General features: G+C 73.4%; 15 protein-coding genes and 1 pseudogene. 7 read left to right on the top strand and 9 right to left on the bottom strand.

Going from position 1 to position 19,053, the window contains the following annotated elements; translation table 11 throughout:
- Positions 1 to 14 precede the first annotated feature (14 nt).
- The 7 genes from secA to mtrA form a co-directional block, all read right to left on the bottom strand.
- A complete protein-coding gene (gene secA / locus ACQ3I4_RS07600) occupies positions 15 to 2,738 on the bottom strand; it encodes a preprotein translocase subunit SecA (RefSeq protein WP_430633237.1) in 2,724 nt (907 codons plus the stop codon).
- Between the two features lie 84 nt (positions 2,739 to 2,822).
- Positions 2,823 to 4,037 (bottom strand): winged helix-turn-helix domain-containing protein, encoded by a 1,215-nt coding sequence (locus ACQ3I4_RS07595; RefSeq protein ID WP_430633236.1) that lies wholly within the window; start codon positions 4,035 to 4,037, stop codon positions 2,823 to 2,825.
- A gap of 28 nt (positions 4,038 to 4,065) precedes the next feature.
- The gene (hpf, locus tag ACQ3I4_RS07590) at positions 4,066 to 4,749 is read right to left on the bottom strand and encodes a ribosome hibernation-promoting factor, HPF/YfiA family (protein ID WP_329860250.1); all 684 of its coding nucleotides are present in this window, start codon (positions 4,747 to 4,749) and stop codon (positions 4,066 to 4,068) included.
- A 128-nt stretch (positions 4,750 to 4,877) separates the two neighbouring features.
- Positions 4,878 to 5,801, bottom strand: a complete 924-nt coding sequence (locus tag ACQ3I4_RS07585; protein WP_329860251.1) for a ComF family protein — start codon at positions 5,799 to 5,801, stop codon at positions 4,878 to 4,880.
- Between the two features lie 124 nt (positions 5,802 to 5,925).
- Positions 5,926 to 7,725, bottom strand: coding sequence for an LpqB family beta-propeller domain-containing protein (locus tag ACQ3I4_RS07580; RefSeq protein WP_430633235.1), 1,800 nt, complete (start codon positions 7,723 to 7,725; stop codon positions 5,926 to 5,928).
- Entirely contained in the window at positions 7,718 to 9,349 is a 1,632-nt protein-coding gene (mtrB, locus tag ACQ3I4_RS07575; protein ID WP_430633247.1) for an MtrAB system histidine kinase MtrB, read from the bottom strand. The genes ACQ3I4_RS07580 and mtrB overlap by 8 nt, the downstream gene beginning before the upstream one ends.
- Before the next feature lie 146 nt (positions 9,350 to 9,495).
- The gene (mtrA, locus tag ACQ3I4_RS07570) at positions 9,496 to 10,173 is read right to left on the bottom strand and encodes an MtrAB system response regulator MtrA (RefSeq protein ID WP_329860253.1); all 678 of its coding nucleotides are present in this window, start codon (positions 10,171 to 10,173) and stop codon (positions 9,496 to 9,498) included.
- A gap of 163 nt (positions 10,174 to 10,336) precedes the next feature.
- On the opposite strand from mtrA, the gene ACQ3I4_RS07565 reads away from it, so the two are divergent.
- From ACQ3I4_RS07565 to ACQ3I4_RS07540, 6 genes and pseudogenes are all read left to right on the top strand, one after another.
- Positions 10,337 to 11,764 carry a hypothetical protein gene (locus ACQ3I4_RS07565; protein ID WP_430633234.1) on the top strand — a complete coding sequence of 476 codons (1,428 nt, stop codon included), beginning with the start codon at positions 10,337 to 10,339 and terminating at the stop codon, positions 11,762 to 11,764.
- A 3-nt stretch (positions 11,765 to 11,767) separates the two neighbouring features.
- Positions 11,768 to 12,433: a DUF4129 domain-containing protein gene (locus ACQ3I4_RS07560; RefSeq protein WP_430633233.1), complete on the top strand. Its 666-nt coding sequence runs from the start codon at positions 11,768 to 11,770 to the stop codon at positions 12,431 to 12,433.
- Positions 12,430 to 13,614 carry a DUF4350 domain-containing protein gene (locus tag ACQ3I4_RS07555; RefSeq protein WP_329860257.1) on the top strand — a complete coding sequence of 395 codons (1,185 nt, stop codon included), beginning with the start codon at positions 12,430 to 12,432 and terminating at the stop codon, positions 13,612 to 13,614. Before ACQ3I4_RS07560 ends, ACQ3I4_RS07555 begins: the two co-directional genes overlap by 4 nt.
- Positions 13,611 to 14,582 carry an AAA family ATPase gene (locus ACQ3I4_RS07550; RefSeq protein ID WP_329860258.1) on the top strand — a complete coding sequence of 324 codons (972 nt, stop codon included), beginning with the start codon at positions 13,611 to 13,613 and terminating at the stop codon, positions 14,580 to 14,582. Before ACQ3I4_RS07555 ends, ACQ3I4_RS07550 begins: the two co-directional genes overlap by 4 nt.
- Positions 14,583 to 14,584: 2 nt before the next feature.
- Positions 14,585 to 15,877, top strand: a pseudogene (locus ACQ3I4_RS07545) (DUF58 domain-containing protein).
- Positions 15,874 to 16,926 (top strand): phosphotransferase family protein, encoded by a 1,053-nt coding sequence (locus ACQ3I4_RS07540; protein ID WP_430633232.1) that lies wholly within the window; start codon positions 15,874 to 15,876, stop codon positions 16,924 to 16,926. The pseudogene ACQ3I4_RS07545 and the gene ACQ3I4_RS07540 overlap by 4 nt, the downstream one beginning before the upstream one ends.
- A 51-nt stretch (positions 16,927 to 16,977) precedes the next feature.
- Here the strand turns inward: ACQ3I4_RS07540 and ACQ3I4_RS07535 are convergent, their stop codons facing one another.
- Both ACQ3I4_RS07535 and ACQ3I4_RS07530 read right to left on the bottom strand, forming a co-directional pair.
- Positions 16,978 to 17,994: a hypothetical protein gene (locus ACQ3I4_RS07535; protein WP_329860263.1), complete on the bottom strand. Its 1,017-nt coding sequence runs from the start codon at positions 17,992 to 17,994 to the stop codon at positions 16,978 to 16,980.
- Between the two features lie 92 nt (positions 17,995 to 18,086).
- A complete protein-coding gene (locus ACQ3I4_RS07530; RefSeq protein ID WP_430633231.1) occupies positions 18,087 to 18,515 on the bottom strand; it encodes a chorismate mutase in 429 nt (142 codons plus the stop codon).
- A 130-nt stretch (positions 18,516 to 18,645) separates the two neighbouring features.
- Between ACQ3I4_RS07530 and ACQ3I4_RS07525 the strand changes: the two genes are divergently transcribed.
- Positions 18,646 to 19,011 carry a hypothetical protein gene (locus tag ACQ3I4_RS07525; RefSeq protein WP_430633230.1) on the top strand — a complete coding sequence of 122 codons (366 nt, stop codon included), beginning with the start codon at positions 18,646 to 18,648 and terminating at the stop codon, positions 19,009 to 19,011.
- The last annotated feature ends 42 nt before the right edge of the window (positions 19,012 to 19,053 follow it).

Below are 19,053 nucleotides of genomic sequence, written 5' to 3'. Positions count from 1 at the left end.
CTCCGCGCCGCGGTTCAGCCGCGCTTGCCCTTCTTGCCGCGCCGCTCGGCGCGGTTGCCGGCCGGGGCCTCCTGGGCCGAGCGCTCGACGCGTGTACTGGCTCCGCCGTCCTCGCTCGGAGCGGTGTACTGCAGGCTCGCGGGCTTCGCCGGCGCCTCGAGCCCCGGCGTCGACAGCGTCGGCGCCAGGGTCGCGGATCGGCCGTCGGTGACTCCGGGCAGGGACACGGGCGCCGGCTCGGCCACCTGGACCTCGAGGTTGAACAGAAAGCCGATGCTCTCCTCGCGGATCGACTCCATCATGGTCTGGAACATGACGTAGCCCTCGCGCTGGTACTCGACCAGCGGATCGCGCTGGGCCATGGCGCGCAGGCCGATGCCCTCCTTGAGGTAGTCCATCTCGTAGAGGTGCTCCTGCCACTTGCGCCCGATGACGCTCAGGACCACGCGGCGCTCGAGCTCGCGCATGTTCGCCTCGCCGACCTTCTCCTCGCGCGCCTCGTACTGCAGGCGGGCGTCGGACAGGATCTCCTCGTGCAGGAGCTCCGCGGTCAGGTTCCCCCGGCCGCCGCCCTCCTCGGCCACCTCGTCGATCGTGATCGAGACGGGGTAGAGCTGCTTGAGGTTGGTCCAGAGCTGCTCGAGGTCCCAATCGTCCGAGTGGCCCTCGGTCGTGGCCTCCTTGACCATGGCGGTGACGACGTCCTCCAGGAAGTGGGCGACCTTGCCGTGCAGGTCGTCGCCCTCGAGGATCCGGCGCCGGTCCCCGTAGATGGCCTCGCGCTGCCGGTTCATGACGTCGTCGTACTTCAGCACGTTCTTGCGCTGCTCGGCATTCGTCGACTCGACTTGCCCCTGGGCGGTCTCGATGGCCTTCGAGACGAGCTTCGACTCCAGCGCCATGTCGTCCGGCAGCGACGGGTTGTTCATGATGCGCTGGGCGGCGTTGGCGTTGAAGCGGCGCATCAGCTCGTCCGTCATGGACAGGTAGAAGCGGGACTCGCCCGGATCGCCCTGGCGGCCGGAGCGGCCGCGCAGCTGGTTGTCGATGCGGCGGGACTCGTGGCGTTCCGTGCCCAGGACGTAGAGGCCGCCGAAGGCGCGGACCTCCTCGGCCTCGGCGTCCACCTCGGCCTTGGCCTTCTCGAAGACCGAGTCCCACACCTTCTCGTACTCCTCGGAGTCCTCCTGCGGATCCAGGTTGCGGCGCTGCATTTCCGCGACCGCGAGGAACTCCGCGTTGCCGCCGAGCATGATGTCGGTGCCGCGGCCGGCCATGTTGGTGGCGACCGTGACGGCGCCCTTCTTGCCGGCCTGGGCGATGATCGCGGCCTCGCGCGCATGCTGCTTGGCGTTGAGGACCTCGTGCCGCACGCCCTCCTTCGCGAGCTTGCGGGAGAGGTACTCGCTCTTCTCGACGCTCGTCGTGCCCACGAGGACCGGCTGCCCGGCGCCGTGCCGCTCGACGATGTCCTTCACGACGGCCTCGAACTTCGCGATCTCGTTCTTGTAGATCAGGTCCGGCTGGTCCTTGCGCTGCATCGGCTTGTTGGTGGGGATCTCCACGACGCCGAGCTTGTAGGTGCCCATGAACTCGGCGGCCTCGGTCGTCGCGGTGCCGGTCATGCCGGAGAGCTTCGAATAGAGGCGGAAGTAGTTCTGCAGCGTGACCGTGGCCATGGTCTGGTTCTCGGCCTTGATCTCGACGCCTTCCTTGGCCTCGATCGCCTGGTGCATGCCCTCGTTGTAGCGGCGGCCGGCGAGCGTGCGCCCGGTGTGCTCGTCGACGATGAGGACCTCGCCGTTCATCACGACGTAGTCCTTGTCGCGGATGAAGAGCTCCTTGGCCTTGATGGCGTTGTTGAGGAAGCCGATGAGCGGCGTGTTGGCCGCCTCGTAGAGGTTGTGGATGCCGAGGTGGTCCTCGACCTTCTCGATCCCGGATTCCAGGACGCCGATGGTGCGCTTCTTGTGGTCCACCTCGTAGTCGTCCCCGACGTCGAGCCGCTTGACGAGCCGTGCGAACTCGGCGAACCAGCGGTTCACGTCCCCCTGGGCCTGGCCCGAGATGATGAGCGGCGTCCTGGCCTCGTCGATGAGGATCGAGTCGACCTCGTCGACGATCGCGAAGTGGTGGCCGCGCTGGACCAGCTCGTCCTTGGACCAGGCCATGTTGTCGCGCAGGTAGTCGAAGCCGAACTCGTTGTTTGTGCCGTACGTGATGTCGGCGGCGTACTGCTCGCGGCGCGTCGCCGGATCCTGCCGGGACAGGATGCAGCCGCTCGTCAGGCCCAGGAAGCGGTAGACGCGGCCCATGAGGTCCGACTGGTACTCGGCGAGGAAGTCGTTGGTCGTCACGACGTGGACGCCACCGCCCGTGAGGGCGTTGAGGTAGGCGGGGCTCGTCGCGACGAGGGTCTTGCCCTCACCGGTCTTCATCTCGGCGATGTTGCCGAGGTGGAGGGCCGCGCCACCCATGAGCTGGACGTCGAAGTGGCGCATGCCGAGCGTCCGGCCGGAGGCCTCGCGGACCGCGGCGAACGCCTCGGGCAGGAGCGCGTCGAGGCTCGTTCCGTCCTGGTAGCGCTGCTTGAACTTGTCCGTCTCGGCGCGCAGTTCGGCGTCGCTGAGGGCCCGGAACTCCTCATCGAGGACGTTGATCGCGTCGGCGTAGCCGCGCAAGCGCTTCAGGGTCTTCTTGTCGCCGGTTCGCAGGACGCGTTCAAGCAGTGATGCCACGTGGCAGCTCCCAAATCTCAGGCACAGGATTTCTGGCTAGGTCAGTCTACGTGAGACACGTACGGCCCCCGCCGATGGTTCCGGTCAGGGCGCGGCGGCCAGTTCCACGGCGAGCGCCGGGGCGAGGTCGCCCGCCTCGTGGACGACGACATCGCCGAGGCCGAGCCAGGAGGCCATGAGCCGCAGCTCGGCCGCGAGCTCGGCGGCGGTGTCCGCCGGCGCCCCCTGCTCGGCGTGGGCGGAGCGCACCTGCAGCGTCCCCGTGGCCCGGTCCGCCTTCAGGTCCACCCGCCCCGCGATCCCCTCGCGGAGCAGGAAGGGCAGGACGTAGTACCCGTAGCGCCGCTTCTGCGCCGGCGTGTAGATCTCGATCCGGTAGTGGCAGCCGAAGAGCTCCTCGAGGCGGCGGCGTTCGAAGACGAGCGAGTCGAACGGGCTCAACAGGGCCCTGCCGGCGGCCCGGCGCGGGCGGGTCGCCTCGGTGTGGAGGTAGTGGCTGCCCTTCCAGCCAGCGACCTCGACGGGCTCGAGGACGCCGCGTTCGACGAGGCGTTCGACCGCGGCCGCGGCCGGGATGCGCGGGAGGCGGAAGTAGTCGGCGAAGCACCGCACGGTGCCGATGCCGTGGGCCCGGGCGGCCGCCTCGACGAGGCGGAGCATCGCCTCGTGCGGATCGGGGGCCGCGGTGGCGTCGAGTCCCGGCGGCAGGACCTTCGCGGTGAGTGCGTAGCGCCGCTCGAACTGGGCGTTGCGCCCCGCGGAGCCGATCTCGCCGCGCTCGAAGAGCCGCTCGAGCGATCCCTTGACGGCGGACCAGTTCCATCCCCAGTTGCTTCGGTCGACCTCCTCGACGTGTCCCAGCCGCGCCGTGACCTCGCGCGCGGTGAGCGGGCGGGAGGACTCCAGCAGCTCGACGATGCGCCCCTCGAGGGCGTCCGCCGCGGGCCGGGAGGAGGCCAGCTCCCCGACCCAGCGGCGGCGCTGCCAGACGCGCAGGTCGGCGAAGTGCCGCGGCCGGACGAAGCTGGCCTCGTGCGCCCAGTACTCCACAAGGCGGCGGGGGCCCCGGCCGGACATCCGGTCCAGGACGTCCTTGTCATAGCTGCCAGCCCGCGAGAACAAGGGTAGGTAGTGGGCGCGGCTGAGGACGTTGACCGAATCGATCTGGAGCAGTTCGAGCCGGTCCACGATGCGGCCCACCTGCCTGGCGGTCGCCGGGCCGGTGGGCCGTTCCCTGCCGAGTCCCTGCGCCGCGAGGGCGGTGCGGCGGGCCTGGGGCAGGGTCATCCGTGCGGTCATGGGTCGAGTCTAGGCCGACCCGTCCGGGTCAGGACGCCGTGGCGGCCTGCGCCTCCCGGTAGTGGCGCGTCTCGACCGTCTCCTCGTCCTGGCAGTCGTTGTCGAGGGTGATGATGCCGTAGGCCCATCCCTTGCGGCGGTAGACGACGGAGTGCCGCCCGGTGGACTCGTCGATGAAGAGGTAGAAGGGGTGGCCGACCATCTCCATGCGGTCCACGGCGTCGTCGACGCTCATCGACGTGGCCGGGAAGACCTTGCGGCGGATCTCCACGGGGTTCTCGGTGCTGCCCTCCTCCGCCTCCGCGGCGCGCTGGCCGTTCGCGGTGGCCTCGTGGAGCGGGATGCTGCTGTCGGCCGGCTCCAGGGTCGAGGTGGCCTGGAAGACGGCGGTGGGGGTCTGACGTCCATGGTGGACCTTGCGGCGGTCGCGGGCACGGCGCAGGCGTTCCAGGAGCTTTCCGAAGGCCAGGTCGAAGGCGGCGAACTTGTCGGCGGCCTTGGCCTCGGCGCGGATCGCGGGACCGCGTCCGACGACGCTGATCTCGACGGTGAGCTGCGCCTCGGGCTGGCGCGCGTTCGGCTCCTTGGTCACCTTGATGTCGAGGCGCTGGACCTTGCTGGCCAGCTGCTCGACCTTCGCGACCTTGTCATCGGCGTACTCCCTGAAACGGTCGGAAACGGTCAGGTTTCGTCCGGTGATGATCATCTCCATGGTGTCCTCCTGTTGAACTCGGGTGACACAACAGCGGCCGAGGAATTTTCTCCTTCCGGCCGCTGAAGATGGGTTCTTACCCTCCAACGAGGTGCCCATACTTCACCGTAATTCACGCCCGCGTTTAATCAAGTCCCCCCGACCATATTTCTGTTCCGTGGCGCCTTGGTGGCCGCGACGACGACGGCCCCGGCGACCTCGAACCCGGCCTCTTCCAGGCAGCGGCGCGCCTCGGCGATCGTCGCCCCCGTCGTCAGGACGTCGTCCACGACGAGGCACCGCGGGCGTCCGGCGGGAGCCCCCGGCGTGTCGCCGCCTCCGGACTCCCCCTCCGCCCCGGATCCGCGGAGGCGTCCCGCGGCGCCGGCCGAGACCCGCATGCTGCCGCGCAGGGCGGCCCGCGCGCGCCGCCCCTTGCCCTTCTGCGCGGCGGCCCGCCACGGCCGGGCCGGGCGGTGCCGCAGCAGTGGCGCCACCGCCGCGCCCGGCGGGAGCAGGCCGCGCCGCCGGATCCACTGCAGGAGGAACTCGACGGGCGCGTATCCGCGCCGCGTCCGCGCGGCGAACCGCGAGGGGACCGGGACCAGGAGCAAGGGCGCCTCCACCGCTCCCAGCGCGGCGGACACGGCGGAGGTGGCGGGCGAGTGGGGCGCGGCGTCCCGCGCCCGCGTCCACGCCGTCCGCACGGATCCGGCCAGCGCCGGGCCGAGCACGCCCGCGAGCCCGACGCGCTGGCGGTTCTTGAAGGCCAGGATCACGGCCGCGAGCTCGTCGGCGTAGCGCCCCGCCGCCGTCGCGGGAAGGACGGTCCCGTCGGCGAGCAGGGGCAGCGACTCGGCCGCGTCCTCGGCCGGGACCGGACGGACCGTCGCCGCGCGCAGCCGGCCCCGGCACGGGCCGCACAGCACGGCGTCGGGGGCCCCACAGGCCACGCAGTCGCTCGGCGCGAGGACCGCGAGGAAGTCGCCGAGGGCCGCGGCGACGGCGCGGCCGCGCGGCCCGTGGAGGAGCGCGTCGAGGCGGGCGGCGATGGACGGGCGGTGGCGGCTCATGGCGCACAGTCTCCACCGGGACGCCGGCCGCTGCGGCGGCCCTGCCCCGGCTGGGGATGCGGCCCGGCCGACCGGCGGTTGTGGAGGACCCGTGCCGGAGGGGAGCCGGCCCGGCCGGCGGGGTCTAGCCGGGGTAGGAGAGGTAGCGGGCCTGGCCGTCCTGGCGCTTCCAGACGTTGCTCACACGGGAGAAGACGCCCTCCGGGGTCTCGGCGTAGACCGTGCGCTGCTCCCCCGGGCCGGCGGAGATGTTGGTCATGCCCAGGAGCGGCTGGAACGTCTCGTTCCCGCCGGCGAGGGTGATCCGCTCGGCCTGCACGGGCTGCTCGTCGTTGGCCTGCATGGCGATGACGGACGTCGCCGAGTCCCAGACGGCTTGCGTCGCGGGGATGTTCGTTCCGAGCTCGAGGGGCTCGGTGAAGCCGCGCGGGACGCCGTCGGTATCGCGGATGACACCGGTGACGAAGACGCCGGCGTCCCCGTCGACGCGGGCCGTGACGACGGCACGCGCCCCGTCGCGGGAGATCCGCAGCGAGGTCACGGTGGCGCCCTCCATCCATTCGGCGGCGACCTCGCGGACCGGGCCGTCCCGCTCGGTGTCGGCCGGGACGGCCATCACCTTCGTGTCGTCGCCGCCGTCGACCGTCCACGTCCAGCCGTGGATGTCGATGCTCGGGGCCAGCAACCCGGTGCCCGTCGCCGCGGTCCGCACGCGTCCGGCGTCGTCGATCGTCATGAGCCGGGTCCGGTCCTGGCTGAGGAACGCGTAGCGGTTCCCGCCCGGGGCCATCGCCGGATCGCGGGGCGAGAACCCGGAGATGTCCTCGACGCCGCCGACGGGCACGACGCCGTTGCCCTGGTAGTAGACGAGCGCCCCGTCGGCGATGGCGACCTGGGTGTTCGGCACCGAGGGGTTCTCGACGGCGGGCTCGAAGTCCGGCGAGACGTTGCCGAGGCTCACGGGGCGCTGCTCCACGGTCATCGTCACGGCGGCGATGTTGCTGACGCCGTCGAGGGTGAGCTCGAGCTGCTGCTGCATGAGCTGCCTGGCGAGCTCGGTGGTGTCGAGGAAGACGGACTCCACGAGGTCCACCGTCGCCCGCCGCCCGTCGACCGGGACCGAGGCGCGCGCGAGGGAGCCGCCCTCGGGGAACGCGCTGACGGCGGCGTTGCGCAGGTACGGCGCGGGTCCGGCGAGGAGCGATTCCACGAGCGTCGCCGCGACGGACTGGCGGTTCGCGTACCAGCGGTAGTCGGGGATGGCGTAGGTGTGGGTGGAGTCGTAGAAGTAGAGCGGGTACGGCGCGAAGAGCGCGGAGAAGCTGCCCTGCTCCACGAGCGTGCCGTCCGGGGCCTCGGCGATCCTCCATTGGCCGTCGACCTCGACGAGCCGGAACTGCACGGAGGCGATCGCCGAGGGCGAGTTGCGCGTCATGATGCCGTGCTCGTCGATGCTGGCGCTGACGGCGAGCTCGACCGTGTAGCTGCCCTCCTCGACGTTGCCGACGATGTTGGGCACCGATTCGTAGACGAGCGTGCGGGTCGTGGCCTTCCAGTTCCGGGCCAGTTCCGGCGAGAGGAACTCGCGGGCCGTGCTGTAGTCGTCCTTCGGGGCGATGCCGGCGGTGTAGAAGCCCTCGATGATCTGCTCGGGGCTCGCGTCCTGGGCGGGGCCGGGCGGGCTGAAGGCGTATTGGAACTCGTCCTGAACGGCGTCGTTCGGCGCGCTCGTGCCGACGGGACCGTCGACGGGGATGGCTCCGCAGGCCGCGAGGACGAGCGCGAGCGCGGCGGCCAGGGCCGTGGCGAGGCGGCGGGTACGACGCCGGTGCTCACCCCGGGCGCGGTGCCCTCCGGCGCGCGTGCCCGGCCCGGCGGCCGTGCGTGCGGCGGGCGCGGCGGGACGCGGCGTGGAGCTATTCATCGTCGCCCTCCATCGGACGGTGGCCGCGGTGCGCCGTGGTGGCGTCCGCGCCCCGCACCGTGTTCAACGACCCGGTGGCGGGGGTGGTTCCCGTCACGGTCCGGGTGGAGGCCGGCAGCCGGTGCTGTGGGGCGAGCGGCAGCGGCGAGGATCCGAGGGGCTGTCCGATGCGGCGGGGCAGGGTCAGCCGGAAGCAGGCGCCGTTGCCGGACTCGCCCCAGGCCTGGAGCCACCCGCCGTGGAGCCGGGTGTCCTCCGCCGAGATCGACAGCCCGAGGCCGCTGCCACCGGTGGTCCGGGCCCGCGCGGGGTCGGCACGCCAGAAGCGGTCGAAGACGCGCGCGGCGTCCTCGGGGCTCATGCCGATCCCGTGATCGCGGACCGTGACGGCGACGGCGAAGTCGTCCCCGGCCACGGAGATGTCGATGGGCCGTCCCTCGCCGTGCTCGACGGCGTTCAGGACGAGGTTGCGCAGGACGCGTTCGATGCGCCGGGGGTCCATCTCGACGACGCAGCCGCCCGTGGGCGGCACGTGGATGCGCAGCGCGGTCCCCGCCTGGCGGGCATGCGGCTCGGCCGTGTCGGCGACGCGGCGCACGACGGGGACGATGTCGAGCGGCTCGGCGTCCAGGACGGCGGCTCCGGCGTCGAAGCGGGAGATCTCGAGCAGATCGCCCAAGAGGTTCTGGAAGCGCTCGACCTGGTTGTACAACAGCTCGGCGGAGCGGCGGTTTACGGGGTCGAAGTCCTCGCGGGCCCCGTGCAGGACCTCCGCCGCCATGCGCACCGTGGTCAAGGGGGTCCGCAGCTCGTGGGAGACGTCCGAGACGAAGCGCTGCTGCATCTGGGACAGGGTCGCGAGCTGGGTGATCTGGTCCTGGAGGCTCGTGGCCATCCGGTTGAAGGAGTTGCCGAGCCGGGCGAGCTCGTCCTCGCCCTTGACCTCCATGCGCTCCTCGAGCTGCCCGTCGGCGAGCTTCTCCGAGACGAGCGCGGCGTTGGACACGGGACGCACCACGAGCCGGGTCGTGTACCAGGCGATGCCGCCGGTGACGAGGAGCAGGAGCGCCCCGCCGAGGACGAGGACCCGGTGGATGTAGTCGAGGGTCTCCTGCACGGAGGAGAGGTCGTAGATCAGGTACAGCGCGTACTCGCGGCCGGGCGGCAGCGAGACCTTGGTGCCGAAGGCGAGCCCGGGCACGTCGACGTTGTCCCGCGGATACTCGAGCGACTGCCAGTAGACGCCGGCGTTCTCGCGCACGGTCTGGGCCAGCTCGTCGGGGATCACGCCCGTCGTCAGCCCGCCGCTCGCGGTGTTGGTGACGTAGATGTTCTCCGAGCTGGGCAACGGCGTCAGGACGAAGTCGCGCTGGACGCTCGCACCGTCCCCCTCGACGAGGCGCAGGGTGTCGTTGACGAACGCGACGGTGCTCGAGCGGTCCGTCGTCTCGACGGACGCGAAGTTGGACTTGACCTGGTTCAGGCCGCGGACGGATTCCTCCTGGACCTGCCGGAAGCGCTCCTGGAAGAGGCCCGAGGCGATCTGGTTGGACAGGAAGACACCCGTGCCGAGCATGGCCAGGGCGGAGAGCAGCACGGTCGCGGCGACGGTGCGCCACTGGATGGAGCGCCGCCAGGCCGTGGAGAGGAAGCGCCAGGCCGAGCCGACGGCGGCCGTCCCCGGAAGGCCGGCGCGGCGCGGGGTCCCGGCGGAGGTGGTACCGCTTCCGGTCTCCGCCGCCGTCGTCGATGCCGCGGACGTCGTGGAAATCAGCCTTGACCCGCCTTGTAGCCGACGCCGCGGACGGTCATGACGACCTCGGGGTTCTCCGGATCGCGCTCGACCTTGGACCGCAGGCGCTGGACGTGGACATTGACGAGCCGGGTGTCGGCGGCGTGGCGGTAGCCCCAGACCTGCTCGAGCAGCAGTTCGCGGGTGAACACCTGCCACGGCTTCCTCGCGAGCGCGACGAGCAGGTCGAACTCGAGGGGCGTGAGCGGGATGTTCTCGCCGTTGCGGGAGACCGAGTGCCCGGCGACGTCGATCATCAGGTCCACGATCTTCAGCGTCTCCGGGCCGTGCTTCTCCCCGGGACGCAGGCGCGCGCGGACGCGGGCGATCAGCTCGGCGGGCTTGAAGGGCTTCGGCACGTAGTCGTCGGCACCCGATTCGAGGCCGCGGACGACGTCGGCCGTGTCCGACTTGGCGGTGAGCATCACGATCGGCACGTCGGCCTCGGCGCGGATCTGCCGGCAGACCTCGATGCCGTCCAGACCCGGGAGCATGAGGTCCAGCAGGACCAAGTCCGGCTTGGCGTTGCGGAAGGCCTCCAGGGCCTTCGCCCCGTCGTAGCAGAACACGGGCTCGAAGTCGTCGTTGCGCAGGACGATGCCGATCATCTCCGCCAGCGCCTCGTCGTCGTCGACCACCAGAACTCGAGCCTTCATGACATCCCTTCATCCACCGCCGCGGCCCGCCGCCGCACAGGTCTCCTACAAGACTATAGGCACCGCCGGTGCGGCGCCCCTGCACGGCACACCGGCGGACGATAGGCTGGCCCAGACGTCCACCATGAGCACCACGCGCTTCCACAAGGGGTCACCAGCTGCCATGACCGATCAACCGAGCAATCCCTACGGCGATCCCGGCCAGCCCGGACCGGACGGGACGCCGCCCGAGGCGACGCCGGGCCACGCCTCGCCGGGGCCCGCGGCACCCGGGCCCGCGCAGCCCGGTCCGGCACAGCCGGGACTCACGCCTCCGGGCCCTGCCTCGCCTGGCCACGCCTCGCCGGGCTCCACGGCACCGGGCCAGGCGGCCCCCGGCTGGGGCACTCCGCCGCAGCAGGGCTGGGGCGCCCCGGCGCAACCGGGCTGGGGGGTTCCTCCCCAGCAGGGCTGGGCCCCGCCATCGTACGGTGCCGCCCCTCCCGGTCCGGGCGGACCCGGCCCCTACCCGCCGCCCTACGCGCCGGGCCAGGCCCCCTTCGGGCAGGGCTACGCCCCGCCGCCGAAGCCGGGAGTCGTCCCGCTGCGCCCGCTCGGCCTCGGCGACATCCTCGACGGATCGTTCCAGTCCATCCGCCGCAACGCCGGGGCCACGCTGGGCATCCCGGTCATCGTGCAACTGCTCCTGGGCCTGCTCATCGGCGTGCTGAGCCTGCCCCTCTACGGGCTCGTCATGGACCCCTCGTTCATCGAGTCCGACGTCCCGGACCTCGCGCTGCTCGGCAGTTCCCTGACCACGTTCGGGATCGGGGTCGCCGCGGCGTCGCTGCTCTCGATGCTGTTCCTCGCCTGCGTCCAGGGCCTCCTGACCATCCCCGTGCTGCGCGCGGCCGTGAACCACCGCACGCGCTTCGGCCAGGCGTTCGCCCTGGCCCGTGCCCACCTCGGACGCCTGCTGCTGCTCGGGCTGATCTGGACGGGGCTTTCCCTCCTGTCCCTCGCCCTCTTCATCGGCGTCATCGTCCTGTCCGTGCTCAGCGGCGAGCCCGCCGTGGGGATCCCGCTGGGCCTGGCCGGAAGCGCGGCCGTCGCCGCCGGATCGCTCTACGTGCTCATCAAGCTCTCCGTCGCCGCGCACGCCGTCGTCGCCGAGCAGCGCGGCCCGCTCGCCGCGTTGGGACGCTCCTGGCGGCTGACGCGCGGCAGCTGGTGGCGGTGCTTCGGCATCATCGCGCTGACGGCCATCATCGTGGGCATCGCGACGAGCATCATCACGACCCCGATCGGCTTCGCCACCGGGCTCGGCGGGGCGCTCGTGGACCCGGGCAATCCGGAAGCCCTCTCCGACTACGTCACCAACCTGACCGTGCTCTCCTCCGTGGTCAGCGCGGCCGTCGGCGGTCTCGCCTACGCCTACCAGTGCTGCGTGACGTCCCTGCTCTACACCGACCTGCGGATCCGCCGCGAGGGCTTCGACCTCGCCCTGCTGCGCGACGCCGACGCGGGGACCGATCCCGGCATCCCGGGGCGCACGCCCGGCCCGGGCGGGCCGGAGGCGTCCCCGGGAGCGCCGGCGGCGGGAACCGCCTGACCCATGTCCCGACTTCTGGCCGACGCCGTGTGGGAACCGGGCCTCGACGAGGCGCGGCGCGAGCTCGTCGACGAGCTCGCGCGGCGCGAGTACGCCGATGCCACGCCCAACCCGATCGTGGAGTTCCTGCAGCGGGCCTGGGAGGCGTTCCTGGAGTGGATCGACTCGCTCAACTCGCTGCAGGCGAACCTGGGCTCCGTCGTCGTGCTCGTGGCGGTGGCCGTGATCGTGGCCGTCGCCGTACTGTTCGTGCGCCCGCGCCTGCGCCGCTCCGCCGCTCCGCCCGCGGCCGAGGTCGGCGTGGACACGGCCCTCGGCGCGCAGGACTACCGGCAGCGCGCCGCCGCGGCGGCCGTGGTCCACGACTGGCCGACGGCGTGCCTGGAACGCTTCCGCGCGATCGTGCGCTCGGCCGAGGAGCGCACCCTGCTCGACGAGCAGCCCGGCCGCACCGCGTTCGAGGTCTCCATGCGGCTCGAGGCCGTCTTCCCGCAGCAGGCGGAGGAACTCGACCGCGCGGCCCTGCTCTTCAACGAGGTCCACTACGGCTTCCACCCGGCCTCGGCCGGCGACTGGAACGCCGTCTCGGCCCTCGACGCCGCGCTCGAGGCCGCTGTGCCGTCCACGGGTGGCGCGGCGGGCCGCTCCGCCCTGGCGGTGCCGCGGTGAGCGCCGTCGACGAGCGGCTCGAGCGCTCCGAGGCACCCGAGGCCGCCCGGACCGTCTGGCGGCGCCGCTGGCTCGCCTCCCGGTGGTGGCTCGCCGTCGTCGCCGTGGCCTGCGTCGTGGGCCTCGCCTTCGCCGTGCTGCAGAGCGGCACGGACCGGCGCCCGCTCAGCCCCGGAAACCCGGCACCCGACGGCGCCATGGCCGTGGCCCAGGTCCTGGGACGCCACGGCGTGGACGTCGTCGTCCCCTCTGGCCACGAGGCGGCCCTGCAGGCCCTCCACGACGCCGGGGACGGCGGACGACTGCTGCTCGACGACCCCGACGGTCGCTTGAACCGGGACCAGCTGCGCGCCCTGGCCGGGGCCGCCGGATCCGCGGTCCTCGTCGCTCCCGGCTTCGCCGAGCTGCGGGAGTTCGCCCCCGGGATCCGCCCGGCGGGCCTCGTGCCCGAGGGCGCCGGGACGGTGGCGGCCGGGTGCGCCCTCGCCGATGCGGCCGAGGCCGGCACCGCGGCGCCGGGCGGGCAGCTGTACGACGCCGAACGCGGCTGCTTCCCGCACCGTACAGCGGGCGGGACGGCCTTCTCCTACGCCGTCGACGGGACGACGACGGTGCTCGGGGACCCGGGATTCCTCGCCAACTCCACGGTGCTGGCCGCGGGCCATCCGGCGCTCGCCCTGCGCACGCTCGGCGCCTCGCCCACGCTCGTCTGGTTCCAGCCGACCGCGGCGGACGTCGTCCGTGACGGCCCGGCGCCCTCGCCCTTCGCCCTCCTGCCCGACTGGTTCACCCCGGTAGCGGTCTGGCTGCTCGTCACGGGCGGGATCGCCGTGCTGTGGCGTGCCCGCCGGGACGGGCCGCTCGTGGAGGAGCCGCTGCCCGTCGTCGTCCCGGCCTCCGAGACGGCGGAGGGGCGCGCCCGGTTGTACCAGGACGCGCGCGCCGTGGACGCGGCCGTCGCCGCGCTGCGGGCGGGGGCCCTGCAGCGGCTCGCCGAGCGGCTGCGCCTCGGCCCGCGCGCCACGGTCGAGGGCGTCGTCGCCGCCCTGTCCAAGGCGGGCCACGGCGAACGGGCCGCCCTGCGGTCGCTCCTGGACCCCGTCGACGTGTCCACCGAGTCCCGGCTCACCGCCTGGGCCCATGAATTGCACACCCTCGAATCAAGGATCGGAAAACAGTGACCCAGCCAGTACAGGATCCCGTCCGCGCCCGCCAGGCCCTGCTCGACGTCCGCCGCGAGGTGTCCAAGGCCGTCGTCGGCCAGGACTCCACCGTGACGGGCCTGCTGATCGCCCTCCTCGCCCAGGGGCACGTGCTGCTCGAGGGCGTGCCGGGCGTGGCGAAGACCCTCCTGGTGCGCACGCTCTCCGCCGCCCTCGATCTGGACACCAAGCGCGTGCAGTTCACCCCCGACCTCATGCCGGGCGACGTCACGGGCTCGCTCGTCTACGACCAGAACACGGCGGGCTTCAGCTTCCGCGAGGGGCCCGTCTTCACCAACATCCTGCTCGCCGACGAGATCAACCGCACGCCCCCGAAGACCCAGGCCTCGCTGCTCGAGGCCATGGAGGAGCGGCAGGTCAGCGTCGACGGCGTGAGCCGGCCGCTGCCCGAGCCCTTCATCGTCGCGGCCACGCAGAACCCCGTGGAGTACGAGGGCACCTACCCGCTGCCGGAGGCCCAGCTGGACCGCTTCCTGCTCAAGCTGACCATGGACCTTCCCGAGCGCGACGACGAGATCGAGATCATCCGCCGCCACAGCGAGGGCTTCAACCCCCGCCACCTCGCCGCGGCCGGCGTGCGGGCCGTCGCGTCCGCCGCGGACCTGGCGCACGCGCGCGATGCCGTGCAGGAGGTCACCGTCTCCCCCGAGGTCATCGGCTACATCGTCGACATCGTCCGGGCGACGCGCAGCGCCCCGAGCTTCCAGCTCGGCGTCTCCCCGCGCGGCGCGGCCGCCCTGCTGAACACCTCGCGGGCGTGGGCCTGGCTGAGCGGACGGGACTTCGTGGCGCCGGACGACGTCAAGGTCCTGACCCTGCCGTGCCTGCGCCACCGCGTGGGGCTCCGCCCCGAGGCGCACATGGACGGCGTCGGGGCGGACGACGTCCTGCAGTCGATCCTCGCCACCGTCCCGGTCCCCCGGTAGCCATGGCCCTGACCGCCCGCTTCGTCTGGCTGACCCTGGCCGGCGTGCTCCCGGTGCTCCTGTTCCCCTCGGGGTGGACGGTGGGCGCCGTGCTGCTCGTGCTGGCCGGGCTGGCCTGCGCCGACGCGGCGCTGGCGCCCTCGCCGCGGTCCCTGCGGATCGAGCGGGCGATGCCGCGCAGCGTGAGGCTCGGAGAGCGCGCCACGGCACGGCTCTTCGTGCGGAACACGGGTCCCCGGCGCTTCCGCGGCACGCTCCGCGACGGCTGGCAGCCGTCCACCGGGGCCCGTGCCACGCGCTTCTCCTGAGATTTCCCCCGGGGCGAGCGGGGGGGGGCCCGGGGGAAGTTGGCGCCGCGGCGCCGCGGCGAGATCCGGGTCCGCCACACGACCTTCCGCTCCCCCGGTCCCCTGGGCCTCGCGGCACGCCAGCTGACCCATCCGGCCGAGGCAGTGCTGCGCGTCCTGCCGCCGTTCCGCTCCAAGCGGCACCTGCCCTCCAAGCTGCAGCGGCTGCGCGAGCTGGACGGCCGCGCGGCGATCCAGGTCCGCGGGGCCGGGACCGAGTTCGACTCGCTGCGCGACTACGTGCGCGGGGACGACGTCCGCTCGATCGACTGGCGGGCGACGGCGCGGCGGCAGAACGTCGTGGTCCGCACGTGGCGCCCGGAGCGCGACCGCCGCGTGGTGATCGTGCTCGACACCTCCCGCACGTCCGCCGCCCGCGTGGAGGACGAGCCCCGCCTGGACACGGGGATCGAGGCCGCGCTCCTGCTCTCCGTCCTCGCCGAGCGCGGCGGGGACCGCGTGGACTTCCTGGCCTTCGACCGGCGGCTGCGGGCCCGCGTGGAGTCCGGGGCCAAGGGCAGCCTCCTGACCCAGCTCGTGGAATCCATGGCCCCGCTCGAGCCCGAGCTCATCGAGGCCGACTGGACGCGGATCCCCGCCCAGGTCCAGGCCGTCTCGAGCCACCGCTCGCTCGTCGTCCTGCTGACGTCCCTGGATTCCGGGGCGGTGGAGGAGGGACTGCTGCCGGTCCTCCCGGGATTGACGGCCAAGCACCTCGTCCTCGTCGCCGCGGTGCGGGACCCCGAGCTGGAGCGCCGTCGCCGGGCCCCGGGCACGGTCCAGGACGTCTACCGCGCCGCGGCCGCCGAGCGCTCCCTGCAGCAGCGCGAGGCCCTCAAGGAACAGCTGCGGGCCCTCGGCGCGGAGGTCGTGGACGCGGCACCGCTCGAGCTCCCGCCGGCCCTGGCCGACGCCTACATCCGGCTCAAGGCGGCCGGCCGCTTGTGAGCCCCGAGACCGCGCCAGACTACCGGACGACGTCCCGCCGGCCGGAGTGGGGCTCCCTGCCGCGCGAGGTGCGCAACTGGGCCGCTGCCGCGGCCGGCGGGGCCGTGGACGGCGTCCGCCCCGTCGGGGGCGGCTTCACGCACGGATTCGCCGCCGTGCTGGACGGCCCGCGCCCCGTGTTCCTCAAGGCCGGACGCGTCGACGACCCGGTCACGGGCCCGGGATACGCCCGCGAGGCCCGGGTCCTCGAGGCGCTGCCGGAGGGGCTTCCCGTGCCCCGGCTCCTCGATGCCGCCCTCGTCCAGACGGACGCCGGCCCGTGGCAGCTCCTGGCGACGCGCCCCATCCCCGGGCACATGCCGGGGCATCCCTGGACCACGGGCGAGGCGGCGGCGGTCCACGCCGCCTGCCTGGCCCTGAACGAGGGTCTCGCCGCCGACACCGGCCTGCCCGCCCGGCTCGGTCTGGAGCCGATGGCCGCGCAGTGGTCGACCGGGGCCGGCGGCGCGGAACTGGGACGGGCGGCCCGTACGTGGCTGGATCCCGCGGCCCGGCCGGCGTTCCTGCCGGCCTGGTTCGCCGCGGACGACGCCGCCGGCGCGCTCGTGGAGCTCCTCGACCGCGTCGGGGACGCCCTGGCCGGCTCGACCCCGCTGAACAACGACCTGCGCGCGGACAACGTCGTGCTCGCCTCCGCCTCCGTGGACGGCCATCCGGCGGGAACGGCGTGGGTGTGCGATTGGAACTGGCTCTCGACGGGTCCGGCGTGGGCCGACTGGGCGGCCGTGCTGCCCTACCTCCACCACGCCGGCCTCGACGTGGCGGCGATGGCGGAGTGGGAGCTGCTTGCCGGCGCGGATCCGGACGACGTCGACGCGTGGCTCGCGCTGTTGACCGTCTACTACGCGGAGTCCGGCGCCCAGCCGGAGGTGCCGACGAGCCCCGTGCTGCGCCGGCATGCCCGCTTCTCGGCGGCCGCCACGCTCGGGCTCCTGGCGGCGCGGCGGGGCTGGCACGGCCGGAGCGTCCCGGGGGTCAGCGGACACTGAAGGCCGTCGCCGGCCGCGCGCGGCCGGCTGCGCATCGCCGACTGCGGACCGTCAGGAGTCGGCGACGATCTGGTCGAGGGCGTCGGCCGCCTCGGTGAGGCGCGCCAGCACGGTCCGCGCGGCGGCGGGCGTGACGCCGTCGAGCCCGCCGGTCGGCAGCAGGGTAACGGCACCGAGGCGGGCCGTCTCGAGGCCGGTCCGTCGCCACGGATCCCGGACCAGTCCCGCCACCGCGGCGGCCGCCGGCAGCGGACGGGCCGGGTCGACGACGCCGAGCCACAGGCCCGCGCCCGACTCGACGAGCTCCGCGGAGGCCTCCCACGCCGTGCGCCCCATCCGCCCCGCCGGCTGGTAGACGGCGTCGGCGCCGGAGGAGGCGACGGCGTCGTACGTGGCGCCGACGGTCTCCTCCGCGGTGCCGGGCGCGAGGACGACGGCGGACGCGCCGGCCGCGCGCAGGGCCCCGCCGAGCTCGGTCCAGGCCTGGACGACCTCCTGCCGGGGCACCGAGCGCAGGGTGCGGTATCCGCTCGCGGTGGGGACGGCACCGCGCAGGACGTCGGCCAGGAGCGGCTCGTCGACGAGGACCGTGAGCCGCGGCGCCCCGGCCAGCCGCAGGACGTCGGCGACGTGGGCCGCCGCGCCGGCGGCGAGCGAGGCCGCGACGTCCCGGCGCGCGCCGTGGTCGGAGAGCGCGCGCTCCCCGTGGTGCAGGTACAGGCCCGCCGCGAGGCTCAAGGGCCCGGTGAACTGGATCTGCAGCTCGGGACCGGGACGCCCCTCGGCCCCGACGACGTCGGCGAGGACGTCCAGGTCGCTCGAGAGCGCGGAGGCGGCCCGGCGGTGGTCGGCGCCCGGGCGGTCGGTCAGGCGCCAGCCGAACGGCTGGACGTCGACGTAGAGCTCCTGCAGCAGGGCGGCCGTGCGGCCCGTCGCATCCGATCCCACGCCGCGGTCCGGGAGCTGGACGAGGTGCGGCAGGTGCGGCGACCCGAGCTCGCCGCGGACGATCCGCGCCGCCTCGGCCGCGTCCGTGCCGGGCCAGGGCCCGTGGCCCGTGGCGCGCACGCCGCGGTGCGCCGATTCGGCCGCGCGGCCCGTGGGCGCCGCCTGGACGGCGCGGTCCGGGGCGCCGTCCGGGGCCGGCCCGCCGAGGGGGTTCAGCGCGCGTCCCCGCCGGAGGCGGTGCGTCCCGCGCCGCCGTCGGCATCACGTTCGGCCCCGTGCTCCTCGGAGATCGCCTGATGGTGGCGGATGACCTCGCTGATGATGAAGTTCAGGAACTTCTCGGCGAACGCCGGGTCGAGGTGGGCCTCCTCGGCGAGCCGGCGCAGGCGGCCGATCTGGGCGGACTCGCGCCCCGGGTCCCCGGCCGGCAGCCGGTGGCGCGCCTTGAGGTAGCCGACCCGCTGGGTGGCCTTGAAGCGCTCGGCGAGGAGGTAGACGAGCGTCGCGTCGAAGTTGTCGATGCTGCTGCGCAGTCCCAGCAGCTCCTCCATCACGGCGGGATCGACCTGCCCGCCGAGGGAACTGGCCCGGGGGTCGTAGTCGGGCGCGCCTGCGTTCTCCGTGTCCACCTGTTCGCTCATGGTCCCCAGTCTAGTTTTCCGGGCGCCCGTTCCCCGCCCGCGGCCCCCGCTCTGTTACGCCGGGCGCCACCGGTGCCGCTCCGGGTCCGGGCGCCGTGCGGAGCCGGCCGCGATGGCCTAAGGTGGCCGGATGATGAACCGCCGAGACGCCGCGATCGCCCTGGACATCCCGCTGGAAATGGCGAAGCGCCACGGCCTGCCGGCGCGGATGAGCGAGGAGGAGCTCGAGGCCCTCCGGGCGGATCCGCCCGCCTGGCTGCGCCAGTCCCTGGAGAACCGCGAGGGGCGGCGACCGGTCTGGGTCCACCTCGAATGCGCGGTCTGCGGCTTCGCGGAGGCCGTCCGGCCCAAGAAGTGGTGGCCGGAGTTCACCTTCACGGCGTGCGACGACCACGGTCCGCGCGACCTCCCGGCCGTGGAGGCAGGGCTGGTGCGGTGCGAGTACGACGGCGTCGGTTCGCGCCTCATCGGCTACGTCGACGAGCCCGCAGGCTAGCCCCGACCCCGCAAGACGATCCAAGGGGTCGTGTCGCGTCGA

The organism is Zafaria sp. Z1313 (assembly GCF_050563205.1).
In the GTDB taxonomy this organism is placed as follows: domain Bacteria; phylum Actinomycetota; class Actinomycetes; order Actinomycetales; family Micrococcaceae; genus JAZDCJ01.
This window is presented reverse-complemented; position numbering and strand designations above follow the sequence as displayed.

What these genes read in the sequence shown, in the direction of transcription:
- ACQ3I4_RS07595 (WP_430633236.1), bottom strand. Translation starts at nt 4,037, where the DNA reads ATGACCGCACGGATGACCCTGCCCCAGGCCCGCCGCACCGCCCTCGCG.
- hpf (WP_329860250.1), bottom strand. Translation starts at nt 4,749, where the DNA reads ATGGAGATGATCATCACCGGACGAAACCTGACCGTTTCCGACCGTTTC.
- ACQ3I4_RS07585 (WP_329860251.1), bottom strand. Translation starts at nt 5,801, where the DNA reads ATGAGCCGCCACCGCCCGTCCATCGCCGCCCGCCTCGACGCGCTCCTC.
- ACQ3I4_RS07580 (WP_430633235.1), bottom strand. Translation starts at nt 7,725, where the DNA reads ATGAATAGCTCCACGCCGCGTCCCGCCGCGCCCGCCGCACGCACGGCC.
- mtrA (WP_329860253.1), bottom strand. Translation starts at nt 10,173, where the DNA reads ATGAAGGCTCGAGTTCTGGTGGTCGACGACGACGAGGCGCTGGCGGAG.
- ACQ3I4_RS07565 (WP_430633234.1), top strand. Translation starts at nt 10,337, where the DNA reads ATGACCGATCAACCGAGCAATCCCTACGGCGATCCCGGCCAGCCCGGA.
- ACQ3I4_RS07560 (WP_430633233.1), top strand. Translation starts at nt 11,768, where the DNA reads ATGTCCCGACTTCTGGCCGACGCCGTGTGGGAACCGGGCCTCGACGAG.
- ACQ3I4_RS07530 (WP_430633231.1), bottom strand. Translation starts at nt 18,515, where the DNA reads ATGAGCGAACAGGTGGACACGGAGAACGCAGGCGCGCCCGACTACGAC.
- ACQ3I4_RS07525 (WP_430633230.1), top strand. Translation starts at nt 18,646, where the DNA reads ATGATGAACCGCCGAGACGCCGCGATCGCCCTGGACATCCCGCTGGAA.